This is a genomic window from Flagellimonas aurea, from assembly GCF_017313785.1.
Lineage (GTDB): Bacteria > Bacteroidota > Bacteroidia > Flavobacteriales > Flavobacteriaceae > Flagellimonas > Flagellimonas aurea.
Genome location: NZ_JAFLNL010000004.1, coordinates 282,172 through 296,318, shown reverse-complemented (window position 1 = coordinate 296,318; position 14,147 = coordinate 282,172). Strand labels below are relative to the sequence as shown.

Sequence of the window (14,147 nt, the reverse complement as noted above, 5' to 3'; positions counted from 1 at the left end):
TGTTGGTTTTTCAAGACATTTTGACCGTAAACCTGTATTGGTAGGATTGTTGACATTCCTTTAGAAAAACAACAGCAATGAACTTTAATAATTTTACCATAAAATCACAGGAAGCCATTCAAAGGGCCCAGCAATTGGCCCAAGAATTTGGGCATCAACAAATAGAAAACGAACACTTGTTCAAGGCCATCGCCGAGGTCGATGAAAACGTGCTGCCTTTCATTTTGAAAAAATTGAACGTCAATACCAATCTCATCAACCAAATATTGGACAAGGAACTGCAGAGCTTTTCAAAAGTATCGGGAGGGGAAATCATGCTTTCCAGAGAAGCTGGAAAAACCGTCAACGAAGCGAGCATCGTGGCCAAAAACATGGGCGATGAATACGTTTCCGTTGAACACCTATTATTGGCCATTTTCAAATCCAAAAGCAAAATCGCCCAAATCCTAAAGGATCAGGGAGTGACCGAAAAAGATTTGAAAGCAGCCATTGAAGAACTACGCAAAGGCGGTAAGGTAACCTCGCAAAGTGCCGAAGAAACCTATAACTCATTGGATAAATATGCAAACAACCTCAACCAAATGGCCGATAGCGGCAAATTGGACCCCGTGATTGGTCGGGACGAGGAAATCCGTAGGGTTTTGCAGATTTTGTCCAGACGCACCAAGAACAACCCCATGTTGGTGGGTGAACCTGGTGTGGGTAAAACCGCTATTGCCGAAGGCTTGGCACATCGAATCATTCAAGGGGATGTACCCGAAAACCTGAAGGATAAAGTCATTTATTCTTTGGATATGGGTGCGCTTATCGCAGGGGCAAAATACAAAGGTGAGTTCGAGGAACGCTTGAAAGCCGTAATCAAAGAGGTAACCTCATCGGATGGAAACATTGTGCTCTTTATTGATGAGATCCACACCTTGGTGGGTGCAGGTGGCGGACAAGGGGCGATGGATGCCGCAAACATCCTGAAGCCTGCTTTGGCCCGTGGCGAATTGAGGGCCATTGGTGCCACTACATTGGACGAGTACCAAAAATATTTTGAAAAGGATAAAGCCTTGGAGCGTCGATTCCAAAAAGTGATGGTGGACGAGCCCGATACCGAGAGTGCCATTTCCATCCTTAGGGGAATCAAGGAAAAATATGAGGCACACCATAAGGTCCGCATCAAGGACGAAGCTGTAATTGGTGCCGTGGAGTTATCACAACGCTATATTACCAATAGATTCTTGCCAGACAAGGCCATTGACCTTATGGATGAGGCCGCTTCCAAACTTCGCATGGAAATCAACTCCAAACCCGAGGAATTGGATGTGCTCGACCGTAGGATAATGCAGTTGGAGATTGAGTTGGAGGCCATCAAAAGGGAAAACGACACTTCCAAATTGAAAACGTTGAATTTGGATCTCGCCAATCTTAAAGAAGAACGTAACGAGATATTTGCCAAATGGGAAAGTGAAAAAACCGTGGTGGACAACATCCAAAAAACAAAAGAGGACATTGAAAACTATAAGCTTGAAGCAGAACGTGCCGAGCGAAACGGCGATTACGGAAAAGTGGCCGAATTGCGCTACGGCAAAATAAAAGAGGCCCAAGAACGATTGGAAAAACTTCAAGATGAGTTGGCAGAGCAGCAAACTGCGGGCACTTTGATCAAAGAGGAAGTCACTTATGAGGACATTGCCGAAGTGGTTGCCAAGTGGACAGGCATTCCCGTGAACAAGATGATGCAGAGCGAACGGGAAAAACTCCTGAAACTGGAAGATGTACTGCACAAACGCGTAGTAGGTCAAGATGAGGCGATTATCGCGGTATCCGATGCCATCCGAAGAAGCAGGGCGGGATTGCAGGACGCCAAAAAGCCCATCGGTTCGTTCCTATTCTTGGGTACAACTGGTGTAGGTAAGACCGAGCTGGCCAAAACCTTGGCCGCCTATCTGTTCGATGATGAAAATGCCATCACACGGATAGATATGAGCGAATACCAAGAGCGCCACTCCGTAAGCCGATTGGTAGGTGCGCCTCCAGGATATGTGGGTTATGATGAGGGAGGTCAGTTGACCGAAGCCGTGAGAAGGAAACCCTATTCCGTCATCTTGTTGGATGAGATTGAAAAAGCACATCCTGATACCTTCAACATACTGTTACAGGTGTTGGACGAAGGTAGGTTGACCGATAACAAAGGTCGCGTAGCGGATTTCAAGAACTCCATCATTATTATGACGAGTAATATGGGAAGCCACATCATTCAGGAGAAGTTTGAAGATGCCGTAGATGTGGAAAGTGCTTCCGAGGCAGCAAGGGTAGAAGTGCTGGGATTGCTTCGCAAAACCATCAGGCCCGAGTTCCTCAACCGTATTGATGACATCATCATGTTTGCACCATTGAGCAAATCGGACATCAAGGATATTGTGGGATTGCAATTGGAAAACTTGAAGAAAATGTTGGGCAAGCAAAACATTACCCTCGATGCGACCGAAGAAGCCATTGCCTACTTGGCCGCAAAAGGTTTCGACCCTCAATATGGTGCTCGACCTGTTAAACGATTGATTCAGAAAGAGGTCTTGAACAACCTTTCCAAAGAGTTGTTGTCAGGAAAAATAACCTCCGATAGCATAGTGCTCTTGGATTCCTTTGACGATCAATTGGTGTTCAGAAATCAAGATGAATTGGTAGAATAATTCTCCAAATAAATTTCAGTCATGAAATCCCCTCCCCTAACTTCTCGGGAGGGGATTTTTATTTATATCATATTTTATTGTCAAAATTTTAGAAATCTACAACTTTTGAATGCCATTACATTTAAATCCTTATTTTAGCTCAAAACCATATCCTAAATATGCCACTGATCATTGCCGTCCTAGGTATTTTACTGCTCTTCTTGCTTATCGCAAAATTTAAACTCAATGCATTTCTGTCCTTTATCATCGTTTGCCTGTTCGTTGGTATTTTCCAAGGGATGGAACTGGCAAATTTGGTGCAATCCATTCAACGGGGAATAGGAAACACATTGGGCTTTCTGGTACTTATTCTAGGGCTCGGGGCCATGTTGGGAAAATTGGTGGCTGATAGCGGCGCCGCTCAACAGATTACCACGCAATTGGTCAACAAATTTGGCGTGAAACACGTGCAATGGGCCATGGTGGTCACTGGTTTTATTGTAGGTATCCCGATGTTCTATTCGGTAGGCTTCGTTATTTTGATACCTCTGGTCTTTACCGTAGCTTTTTCAACGGGATTGCCCTTGCTTTATGTGGGATTGCCCATGCTTACCTCTTTATCTGTAACGCATGGCTACCTTCCTCCCCACCCCGCTCCAACGGCCATTGCCGCCATGTTCAATGCGGATATTGGCAAAACATTGATGTACGGCCTTATCGTTGCCGTACCAGCAATAATAGTAGCGGGACCCTTGTTTGCCCGTACCATAAAAAAAATTGAGGCAAAACCATTAAAAGAGTTTTACAATGCCGAGCCCATACCCCAGGAACAGTTGCCATCGACCGCAACAAGTATTTTAACCGCCCTGTCCCCAATCATCTTTATCGGGGTCGGTATTGCCGCCGAGCAATTTTTGGAAGAAGGCGTACTCAGAAATATACTCACCTTTATAGGTAATCCCGTGATAGCTTTGCTGATTTCGGTACTTATTGCCATCTACTCACTTGGGCTGGCCAAGGGCAAGGAAATGAGCACCATTATGGATTCCCTGTCCACTTCCGTTTCCAGTATTACCATGATTCTTTTGATCATTGCGGGAGCTGGGGCATTAAAGGAAGTTTTGATAGACAGTCAAGTAAGCGAATATATTGCGGACAGTTTAAAAGGTTCAAGCATTTCACCTTTGGTACTGGCCTGGCTGATTGCCACCGCCATACGCGTTAGTGTAGGTTCGGCCACCGTTGCAGGACTTACTGCCGCAGGTATTGTACTTCCGCTGGCTTCGGGCACGGGAACAAGTCCAGAGTTAATGGTTTTGGCCATCGGCTCAGGAAGTTTAATGCTTTCCCACGTCAACGATACAGGCTTCTGGATGTTCAAGGAATATTTTAACCTATCAGTGAAAGAAACCCTTTCCACTTGGACCGTTATGGAAACCTTGGTGGGCATTATGGGACTCTTGGGCGTTTTGGCCATCAATAGTATAATCTAACAATAAAACTCATGGAATCACCATCAAAAAGAATGGAGGCATTGAACCTCCAATTTCCTCCTGCCCCGCCACCTGCGGGCGTGTATCGACCTGTTTTAGTGGTCGGTAATTTTCTGTACGTATCGGGTCAAGGGCCCGTTAATTTGGATGGCTCCCTAATGACTGGGCGTGCTGGGGACGACCTTGATGAAGACCAGGCCAAACTGGCAGCTCGTCAGGTGGGATTGACCATGCTATCCACGATTACGACACATTTTGGAAGCTTGGACAAAATCAAAAGAATGGTGAAAGTATTGGGAATGGTGAATTGCACCCCCGACTTTGGCAAACAACCCTACGTGATCAATGGTTTTAGTGAACTGATGGCCGATATTTTTGGAGAAGAGAACGGAATCGGAGCGCGAAGTGCGGTCGGTATGATGCTTCCAGGAAATATTGCCGTAGAAATTGAAGCAATTTTTGAACTTCACCAATAAAACCTCTCATGTTTATATTTGATGCCCATCTCGACCTTTCCATGAACGCAATGGAATGGAATAGGGACCTTACCCTTCCAGTTGCCGAAATACGTGAACGTGAACAGGGAATGACGGACAAACCCGATCGTGGCAAGAATACCGTTTCCTTGCCCGCTATGCGAGAAGGCAACATTGGCCTGTGCATGGCCACCCAAATTGCACGCTTTGTAAAAAAAGGCAGTTCCTTACCTGGTTGGCATTCACAGCATCAAGCTTGGGCACAGACACAAGGGCAACTGGCATGGTACAAAACCATGGAGGCGGCAGGTGAAATGGTTCAAATCAAGGACATTGATGGACTGGAATCCCACCTTAAACTTTGGAAGAGCGATATGCCTAAAAAACCTGTTGGATATATTTTAAGTTTGGAAGGGGCGGACTCCATTGTAGATTTGAGCTATTTGGAAAAATCCTACGAATCTGGCCTCAGGGCAATAGGTCCAGCTCATTACGGTCCTGGGATTTATGCCCATGGCACCGATTCGGTGGGAGGAATAGGTCAAAAAGGAAAGGATTTGCTCAAAAAAGTGGAGGAACTCAATATTATCTTGGATGCCACCCACCTTTGCGATAAAAGCTTTTGGGAGACCATGGATGTCTACAATGGACCTGTTTGGGCCAGCCACAATAATTGCAGAGAATTGGTGGACCATAATCGCCAGTTTTCCGATGAACAGATCAAAGAGCTTATTAGCCGGGACGCTGTAATCGGCGTTGCATTGGATGCCTGGATGATGGTTCCCAATTGGGTACGTGGTAAATCCACTCCAAAAGAAATGAACGTGACCTTAGAAATCGCGGTAGATAATATAGATCACATATGCCAGTTGGCAGGGAATACCGACCATGTTGGTATTGGAACCGACCTGGACGGTGCCTTCGGGAAAGAACAGAGCCCATATGACCTGGACACGATTGCCGACCTTCAAAAAATTCCAGATCTATTGACGAAGAGAGGTTACACAAGCTCGGGTATTGAAAAAATTATGAACCAGAATTTCATAAACTTCCTTAAAAAAGTTTGGTCTTAAACAATAAGCTAACCACAAAAAAGCCAGAAACATGTTAAAATACAGGCTTTCGGCAGCTTAAATACCAAACAGTATTTGATTTTTTATATCTTAGTTTCGACCAACAGCAACCTATCCCATGTCCAAGAAAGCAGAACGAACCACCGCTTACATTATTGAAACCGTAGCGCCCATATTCAATAAGCACGGCTATATAGGTACAAGCATGAGCGACCTTACCGAGGCCACAGGGCTTACCAAAGGAGCCATATATGGCAATTTTGAAAATAAAGAAGCTCTGGCGCTATCGGCTTTTGAACACAATCGGAACATGTTGTTGAAAGCTATTGACGATAAACTTAGCACTGGAACTGAAGCGTTGGCCAGATTGTATTCCCTTTTGAATTTTTACAAGCAGTACGACGTTTTTACCCTTCCCATGGGTGGATGCCCACTGTTGAACGTGGGCGTGGATGCCCAAGGCAACAACAAGCTTTTGGCCGCGGCCGTAAAAGAAACCATTAAGGAGATTGAAGGAAAAATTGCCCTTATCTTGGAAAACGGCGCCAAACAGAACGAAATTAAACTTCCTGTCCCCCCGCTACAATTTGCAAAGCAACTGTTTACCATGGTTCAAGGTGCGGTAGCCATGAGCACCATGACCCAAGACCGAAAGTATTTGGTCAATACCATTACGTATCTGGAGTTTTTGGTGAAGCAGGAGCTGAAAAAATAAAGCAACCTATCCTGCTTTTAAAATTGAAACCGTTTGTCATTCCGACTGAGTGAAGCGACGAGGAGTCTCCCATTATTGAATTTGAGAAGAGATTTCTCACCAGATTAGAAATGACATTATACCCTAAGAATCAATTGCCCTTCACCCTAAATATCCACGTTTTATCTGCGTACTTACCAAAAAACTTACTGTCACGGGCTTTTCTGGCTTCATCCATGGTATTGTAGCGTTCCAGATACACATAATTATACTTGTTGAAGCTCCTATAAAAGGATTTCGGTTCCAGACCTTTTTCACGAAGTGTCCTCATGAAATTGTCGAAGTACTTTTTGGTACCGTACACATTGGCAATCAGATAAAAACCAGGTTCCAGACCGTCTTCATTTTCAACTTCCTCATATCTTTCATTGGGCCTCACCTCTACTGTCTGATTTTGGAGGCGCTCAATACTATCCTTCTTTCTTTGTAGTTCCATTTGCTCTTTGAGGCGTTGTACCTCTGCCAAGGAATCTTTCTCTCGTTTTATCCGTTTTCTGGCTTCAAGCTCCCTTTGTTCCTGTTCCAATCTTTGTCTCTCGACCTCTTCTTCAAGCGTATTCGATTCTTCAATCTTCTTTTTCTTCGGTTTTGTTTTTCCAAAATGATAGGAGGCCAATATTTCTATGGAGGGTTCTTCCTCGCTCAAGGAACTATCGGTTCCAAATTCCATCAGCCCTCCGATAGAAAAGGATTTTGTGATGGTAATCCCCAATCCCCCGGAGGGACCGTAAAAGCTGTTATAACCGACCTGTACCCAGAATCGAGATGTGGAGAACAATCCGTTTAGTCCAAATTGGGTATCGGCATTGGGCACCGATTTGACATAGAGTACCGGGCGAATATAGCTCGCGCCAAGACCTGGGGAAAGTTCAACCGGAAAATCATTGCTCAATGTACCCGTAATGCTCTGAAAGTTGCCCACACTGCCGCTATCGTTTCCTGAAATATTGAATCCGATGGCATTTTCAAAAGCTATCCCAGCACTGAATCTATTTATCAACAACCGCAGCCCGGGGGAAAATTGAACCTTAAGTCCCTCCAAATCCTCCAATGCAATGGGGTCCAGCTGATCATCTGGAACATATTGCTCATCCGCCACTGTTTGTTGATAAACGAATGTATTCAAACCCGCCATCAACTTGATTCCCTTATCAAGTTCAAAGCTTTGGGAAAAATTCAGATTGCCCCCTGTAAACAAAAATATTCCCGTATTGTGCTGTAAAAATCCTATCGATGCCCCCGATGAAGTATTGAATTGATGCGTATAATTGGCAAAAATGGTCGTCGGGTCCCCATCAATAGTTTGCCATTGCCAACGTGTCCATACCGATAGGGAATTAGGGTTGTTCCAATCCAAAGCGTATGTGGGATTGAACAAACTTGCATTATATTGTGTCAACGAATGCTGCCTGAAATCGGACGGCAATACGGATTCTTGGGCCATGCCCCATGTGCAAATTGCTAATCCACAGAAAAAAACCAAAAACTTTGGCATACGAGAAAATGAAAATTAAACGTTACTTTTAAACTGATTAACAAAAATACACGGGAACTTTGAATAGAACTATGCGAACCATCAAACCTTTAATTGCCCTTGCAGTTTTACTCGTTGGAAGTATCGGCTGCAAAAAAGATACGAAAATTGGGGAATATCCCGTTGTTTCCACCTTCTATTTTATCCGACATGCCGAAAAGGACAGGACGGACCCCGAAAATCCAGATCCAGAGCTTAACCAAGATGGGTTGGACAGGGCCATTCGTTGGGCAGAGGTATTTGATGCCATCCCTTTGGACATAGTGTATTCCACCAATTATGAGCGCACCTCTATGACCGCCGCTCCAACATCTGTAAAAAAAGATATAGACATCAAATATTACGACCCAAGTTCTTTGGATATTGAAGCTTTTAAACTAGAGAATGAAGGAAAAAATGTTTTGGTGGTCGGCCATAGCAACACTACTCCCATGCTCGTAAACAAAGTAATAGGCGAGGAAAAGTATGATCAAATGGACGATTCTGACAATAGCAGCCTATTTATAATACGGATTATCGATGGAGTCCCCACAGATATCCGCTTAAAAATGGACTAAATTATTCCACTACAATGTTTTTTAGCTCAATTTTGCTCAAGAGCTCCAATTCTCCTTTGTCATACAATTGACCAATCTCTAAGATGTCCGTGCCATTTTTTTTGGGCTTATAGTTTTCATAATCCACAAATCGGATACCATTTACGTAGCGTTCGTTATACGCTTTTCTGAAACGTTGCCCACCTCCGTTCACATGAAAGTCATACGCTAAATAATCAGGTTTAAATGATTCTATATCAAACCAATATAAATAAGTATCCTCAAAATCGTCACCACCACCCTGTTGGTCAAACGTTACCTTTACTTTGTAATATTCTTTGTTTTTGATAGTCTCCTTGCCCAAAAGTTCTTTGTTGACGGCTGCATCGTTCAATCCATAGGGCAACCGCACAAAATAATGCACCGAATTGATGGAGTTGGCGTATTTCACCGCCATGGTATCGTGAACCATCACCAAGGAATCGTTCATATAACGTTCAAAATCGTCTCCTCGTTTCACATCAATAATGGTAGTGGAGTCCAAATCTGAGATTCGTTTATATACACGTTGCCCATTCATATTTTCAGAAACATAACCTTTGTCCCTAAAATCAAAAGTCACTTTATGATCGTCAAAACGTTTTCCTCCGCTATCGGTAATGGAATTATCCACGATTTGCTGCACTGTCAATTCTTTTTTGGGTTCTTGCTTGCATGAGATGACAAAGACAAGCATCAGGGGGATTAAAATTCTTTTCATGAGTTGGTTTTGGTAGTTATTCGTAAAATCTAGTGTAACATTACAATATTCTTGGCAAAGAGTTTATATTTTTGTCCATGATGCAGAAAAATATCAACATAAAAAATAGAAGGGCCCGATTCGATTATGAAATTTTGGACACCTATATGGCAGGTATTGTTTTGGGTGGTACCGAAATAAAATCACTCCGAGAGGGCAAGGCTTCCATTTCCCAAAGTTTTTGTGAGTTTAATGACAAAGGGGAACTGTTCGTCGTCAACATGCAGATTGATGAATACAGCCACGCAAGTCACTTCAATCATGCTCCAAAGGCCGTACGTAAATTGTTACTGAACAAGCGGGAACTAAAAAAGCTCCATAAAGAAGTGGCCACCACAGGACTCACTATTGTCCCCCTCAAGGTTTTTATAAATGATAGAGGTCTCGCCAAAATGAACATTGGCCTGGCCAAGGGTAAAAAGTTGTACGACAAACGGGAAACCATCAAAAGCCGTGATAGCAAACGGAACTTGGACCGAATCAAAAAAAGTTTCAACAACTAGTTCTTGTCTTCCAACAAGGGTACAAAACGGAACGAACCGAATTCCTTCTTTTCAAATTCCTTTTCGGACTTTCGTACGAACAAAGTCATGATTTGTTCATCAACCCCTACGGGAATCACCAACCTTCCCCCTACTTTTAATTGGGACATCAGCGCTCTGGGTACTTCGGGTGCGCCAGCGGTCACGATAATACCATCAAAAGGAGCCTCTTCGGGCAATCCTTTGTAACCGTCACCAAAAATCATTTTTTTTGGGCGATAATGCATCTTATTGAAGAACAATCGGGTTGTTTTGAACAGCTCCAATTGCCGTTCAATGGTGTACACCTTGGCCCGTAAATGCAATAAAACTGCTGTTTGATAGCCACTGCCCGTCCCAATCTCCAAAATTTTGGCATTGGGCTTCACCTCCAACAATTCTGTTTGAAAAGCCACGGTATAGGGCTGCGAAATGGTCTGGTCGGCACCTATTGGGAACGCCTTATCCTGATAGGCATGGTCTTCAAAACCACTATCCAGAAACAAATGTCTTGGTATGGTTTTAATGGCTTCGAGCACCTTTTTGTCCGTAACACCCTTAGCAGCGACTATTTCTGCCAAGTTGTTGCGCATTCCCCTATGTTTTAGCGTATCCTTCATGGTCTCTGGTCTGGTGCACGAATTTAAAAAGTTCCCAAAAATATCACCGCAGTATACTACAATTTTTTATGGAAACTGCCCTCATATCCGTATTTTTGACGAAAACAGGTATTATGCTAAAAGTTGGTGTCCTGGGAGCAGGACATTTAGGAAAAATACACCTAAGGCTCTTAAACCAATCGGATAAATACGAACTCGTTGGATTCTACGATCCTGATGAGATCAATGCAAAAAAAGTAGCGGCAGAATTTGGATACACCCACTACGATAACATCAACAATTTGATGGATGCCGTGGACGTTGTCGACATTGTAACACCCACCTTGTCCCATTTTGATTGTGCCAAAAAGGCCATCGAAAAAGGCAAACACATCTTCATAGAAAAACCCATTACCAATACGCTGGAAGAAGCGGAGCAATTATTGGAATTGTCCAAAAAACATGGTGTAAAAGGCCAAGTTGGACATGTGGAGCGCTTTAACCCTGCATTTTTGGCGGTAAAGAACAAAATTGAGAACCCCATGTTCATCGAAACGCATCGTCTGGCGGAATTTAATCCCCGCGGAACCGATGTACCCGTGGTCTTGGATTTGATGATACACGACATCGATGCCATATTGAGCGTTGTTCCTTCGGAAGTGGATAAAATCAATGCGAGCGGGGTCTCCGTGATAAGTCAGTCTCCAGATATCGCCAACGCGCGCATACAGTTCAAAAATGGTTGCGTGGCCAACCTTACCGCCAGCAGAATCTCTTTGAAAAATATGCGAAAGTCCCGCTTCTTTCAGCGTGATGCCTATATCTCGGTGGATTTCTTGGAGAAAAAAGTGGAAGTGGTAAAGATGAAGGACGCTCCAGAAAAGCCTGGGGATTTTGATATGATCCTTCAAAATGCGGAAGGCGAGAAAAAGCAGATCTATTTTGAAAACCCTGAAATAGACGTAAACAACGCCATTTTGGATGAGCTGGAAACCTTTGCAGATGCCATCAACAACGATACCACCCCAATCGTAAGTTTGGAACAAGGCACCAACGCCCTACGCGTGGCCCTTCAGATAATAGAATCTTTTGATCAATAATCGTTGTCCTTCTCTAATTTTTTTGAACTGACAACAGTTTTAAATACTATACTATGGAACAAATAGCAGTAATCGGTGCTGGAACCATGGGTAACGGAATTGCCCATGTTTTTGCCCAAAACGGATATAAAGTAAATCTGGTGGATATTTCTCAGGCCTCTTTGGACAAAGGAATGGCGACCATTACCAAGAATTTAGACCGAATGATTTCCAAAGAGGTCATTGATGGGGCCAAAAAGGAAGCTACGTTGTCCAATATTACCACCTATACCAACCTTAAAGAAGGTGTTTCTGATTCAGATTTAGTAGTTGAAGCCGCAACAGAGAACTTGGATATCAAACTGAAGATTTTCAAGGACTTGGACGAAGTCTGCAAAGCAGAAGCCATTTTGGCCACCAATACCTCCTCTATTTCCATCACACAAATCGGTGCTGCCACCAATCGTCCCGAAAAAGTGATCGGAATGCACTTTATGAACCCCGTACCCATTATGAAATTGGTGGAAATCATTCGTGGGTACAGCACTTCGGACGAAGTCACGGAAACCATCATGGGGCTATCCAAAAAATTGGGGAAAACCCCGACCGAGGTAAACGATTACCCAGGATTTGTGGCCAATCGTATTTTGATGCCGATGATCAACGAATCCATAGAAACCTTGTACAATGGCGTGGCTGGCGTTGAAGAAATCGACACCGTAATGAAATTGGGCATGGCACACCCCATGGGGCCGCTCCAATTGGCCGATTTTATTGGATTGGATGTATGCCTTTCCATTTTAAATGTGATGTACGATGGATTCAAGAATCCTAAATACGCTCCGTGCCCCCTACTCGTCAATATGGTTATGGCAGGTAAATTGGGCGTGAAATCGGGCGAAGGTTTTTACGATTATTCCGAATCCAGAAAAGCGGAAAACGTTTCTGCACAATTCAAATAGGATTCAAAGGACGTGGTCGTCATTCCGACAAAGCATGCGACGAGGAATCTTTTAACTTTAAATCTATAATGAGATTTCTCACTATGTTCGAAATGACAAAAGACACTAAGTGTTCTAAATTTAAGTAGCAATAATTAATCATAAGGGCAACCATCCCTTCTAACCAGATAACGAATTTCATGGCCATTGTAAAACCTTTTAAGGCCATTCGCCCCACAAAGGACAAAGCTTTTTTTGTAGCATCGCGCTCCTACGAAGAATATTCCAAAGAGGAGCTGAAAGCGATATTGCAATATAACCCGTTCTCGTTTTTGCACATCATCAACCCAGGTTTCAAGTTTGAAAAGACTATCAAAGGAAAAGAACGGTTTGGTTTGGTTCACAATCGATATTTGGAGTTTTTGGAGGAGAATATCTTTCAAAAAGATGAGGAACCCAGCTTTTATCTGTATCAAATTGAAAAAGATGATTTTAAGAGTTTGGGTTTCTTTTGCGCCTGTAGTGTGGATGATTACAGGAGGAATGTCATCAAAAAACACGAGGACACCATTCAAGACCGTGAGGAGCTTTTTGCCGACTACCTGCATATCGTTGGCTTTAATGCGGAGCCTGTTTTAATGACCTATGAGGATAATAAAACGGTGGATGAAATCTTTCAGCGTAAAATTGAACGGACACCCGAATACGATTTCACCACTACGGACAGAGTGAACCATAAACTTTGGAAAATCTCGTATCCCGAAGGGATTGAGAAACTGGAAAAGGCCTTCGGCGAACTCAACGCGCTTTATATTGCGGATGGACACCACCGTAGTGCATCCTCCAGTTTGTTGGCCGATGTAAAGAAGTCCGAAAATGAGAATCACACAGGTGAAGAGGCCTACAACTATTTTATGGCCTACCTGATTCCTGAATCCCAAATGCGGATTTCAGAGTTCAACCGAATGGTCAAAGATTTGAACGGCTACTCAAAAAAGGAGTTTCTGATCCAGCTGGACGAGCATTTCAGAATAGAAAAAAGGGAGGACGGACTGTGCAAACCATCCAAAAAGCATGAATTCAGTATGTATTTGGAAGGAGAATTCTATACGCTGCATTTTAGGAAAACCAATCATGAGTTTACCGATGCGTTGAGCAAATTGGACACGCAAATCCTGTACAAAACCATTTTAGAGCCTATTTTGGGCATCACAGACCTCAGGAACGATAAGCGGATTTGCTATGGTTATGGCAAAAACAACCTGATCAAAATGAAGGATTTAGTAGATTCGGGAAGTTATGCGGTAGGTTTCAGTCTGGTTCCTACAACAGTTGAAGAAATCAAGGCAATTGCCGACGCAGGTTTGGTAATGCCCCCAAAAAGCACGTATATTGAGCCTAAGCTCCGTAGTGGGCTTGCCATTTATGAATTGTAAATTTTAATCAATTGTTCATTTTGATGATATTTATGACTGAAAACCGTCAGTTCGAGTTTTTTCAGAAAGAAAAAGTATCGAGAACAAGGTTTGTAACTGAGAAAATTCTTTTCTCGATACATTTTTTTGAACTTTGGTTCAAAAAATCACTCGAAATGACGAATTTTTTATCGTTTCTGCCATACGTTCATCAATGGGCAAAATAGCAGGAATCCATTAATTTAAAAGACTCCGCATCATCCCGATAGT

Annotated in this window: 13 protein-coding genes; 10 read left to right on the top strand and 3 right to left on the bottom strand. The window is 43.2% G+C overall.

Going from position 1 to position 14,147, the window contains the following annotated elements; genetic code table 11:
- Window positions 1–77: 77 nt before the first annotated feature.
- From clpB to J0656_RS09630, 5 genes are all read left to right on the top strand, one after another.
- Complete coding sequence (gene clpB / locus J0656_RS09650; RefSeq protein ID WP_207033205.1) at window positions 78–2,678, top strand: ATP-dependent chaperone ClpB; 2,601 nt, start codon at window positions 78–80, stop codon at window positions 2,676–2,678.
- 158 nt (window positions 2,679–2,836) lie between these two features.
- Complete coding sequence (locus J0656_RS09645) at window positions 2,837–4,150, top strand: gluconate:H+ symporter (protein ID WP_207033203.1); 1,314 nt, start codon at window positions 2,837–2,839, stop codon at window positions 4,148–4,150.
- Window positions 4,151–4,161: 11 nt separating this feature from the next.
- Window positions 4,162–4,626: a RidA family protein gene (locus J0656_RS09640; protein WP_207033201.1), complete on the top strand. Its 465-nt coding sequence runs from the start codon at window positions 4,162–4,164 to the stop codon at window positions 4,624–4,626.
- Between the two features lie 8 nt (window positions 4,627–4,634).
- Complete coding sequence (locus tag J0656_RS09635) at window positions 4,635–5,699, top strand: dipeptidase (RefSeq protein ID WP_207033199.1); 1,065 nt, start codon at window positions 4,635–4,637, stop codon at window positions 5,697–5,699.
- 118 nt (window positions 5,700–5,817) lie between these two features.
- The gene (locus J0656_RS09630) at window positions 5,818–6,414 is read left to right on the top strand and encodes a TetR/AcrR family transcriptional regulator (RefSeq protein ID WP_207033197.1); all 597 of its coding nucleotides are present in this window, start codon (window positions 5,818–5,820) and stop codon (window positions 6,412–6,414) included.
- Between the two features lie 130 nt (window positions 6,415–6,544).
- On the opposite strand, the gene J0656_RS09625 is transcribed toward J0656_RS09630, so the two are convergent.
- Window positions 6,545–7,948: a PorP/SprF family type IX secretion system membrane protein gene (locus tag J0656_RS09625; RefSeq protein ID WP_207033195.1), complete on the bottom strand. Its 1,404-nt coding sequence runs from the start codon at window positions 7,946–7,948 to the stop codon at window positions 6,545–6,547.
- Between the two features lie 71 nt (window positions 7,949–8,019).
- Here J0656_RS09625 and J0656_RS09620 point away from each other — a divergent pair, with 71 nt between their 5' ends.
- A complete protein-coding gene (locus tag J0656_RS09620) occupies window positions 8,020–8,544 on the top strand; it encodes a SixA phosphatase family protein (RefSeq protein WP_207033193.1) in 525 nt (174 codons plus the stop codon).
- A gap of 1 nt (window position 8,545) precedes the next feature.
- On the opposite strand, the gene J0656_RS09615 is transcribed toward J0656_RS09620, so the two are convergent.
- Window positions 8,546–9,283 (bottom strand): DUF6503 family protein, encoded by a 738-nt coding sequence (locus J0656_RS09615; protein WP_207033191.1) that lies wholly within the window; start codon window positions 9,281–9,283, stop codon window positions 8,546–8,548.
- Window positions 9,284–9,363: 80 nt separating this feature from the next.
- Here J0656_RS09615 and smpB point away from each other — a divergent pair, with 80 nt between their 5' ends.
- Window positions 9,364–9,825, top strand: coding sequence for an SsrA-binding protein SmpB (gene smpB / locus J0656_RS09610; RefSeq protein ID WP_207033336.1), 462 nt, complete (start codon window positions 9,364–9,366; stop codon window positions 9,823–9,825).
- Here the strand turns inward: smpB and J0656_RS09605 are convergent.
- Entirely contained in the window at window positions 9,822–10,463 is a 642-nt protein-coding gene (locus tag J0656_RS09605; RefSeq protein WP_207033189.1) for a protein-L-isoaspartate(D-aspartate) O-methyltransferase, read from the bottom strand. The genes smpB and J0656_RS09605 overlap by 4 nt on opposite strands.
- A 113-nt stretch (window positions 10,464–10,576) precedes the next feature.
- On the opposite strand from J0656_RS09605, the gene J0656_RS09600 reads away from it, so the two are divergent.
- The 3 genes from J0656_RS09600 (at window position 10,577) to J0656_RS09590 (ending at window position 13,898) form a co-directional block, all read left to right on the top strand.
- On the top strand, window positions 10,577–11,542 hold the full coding sequence (locus J0656_RS09600) for a Gfo/Idh/MocA family protein (RefSeq protein ID WP_207033334.1): 966 nt from the start codon (window positions 10,577–10,579) through the stop codon (window positions 11,540–11,542).
- Window positions 11,543–11,595: 53 nt separating this feature from the next.
- A complete protein-coding gene (locus tag J0656_RS09595; RefSeq protein ID WP_207033187.1) occupies window positions 11,596–12,483 on the top strand; it encodes a 3-hydroxyacyl-CoA dehydrogenase family protein in 888 nt (295 codons plus the stop codon).
- A gap of 179 nt (window positions 12,484–12,662) precedes the next feature.
- Entirely contained in the window at window positions 12,663–13,898 is a 1,236-nt protein-coding gene (locus J0656_RS09590) for a DUF1015 domain-containing protein (protein WP_207033185.1), read from the top strand.
- The last annotated feature ends 249 nt before the right edge of the window (window positions 13,899–14,147 follow it).